Consider the following 234-nt stretch of genomic DNA (forward strand, 5'->3'; position numbering starts at 1 on the left):
TCAAGAAGAAAATGAAACGCTCGGACGAGGGGTATTTTACAGCAAAGATGACGGCAAAACGTGGTCGCCAAGTCAATTGAATGGCCTGCCGCAAACGGCAGCGAGAACGATTGTGGCTCACCCAACGGATGAAAATATGGTCGGGATTAGTACAGCCGAGGGAGTTTTCATTTCGAGAGATAACGGGAATACGTTTGAACGGTTTACGAGAAAAATTGATACGACGACATTTAT

General features: G+C 45.7%; 1 pseudogene. It reads left to right on the forward strand.

The features are described from left to right. Nucleotides 1–234, forward strand: a pseudogene (locus LD028_RS09500) (F510_1955 family glycosylhydrolase); the annotation flags it as partial.

The organism is Anoxybacillus sp. LAT27, from assembly GCF_022030075.1.
Taxonomy (GTDB): domain Bacteria; phylum Bacillota; class Bacilli; order Bacillales; family Anoxybacillaceae; genus Anoxybacillus; species Anoxybacillus kestanbolensis.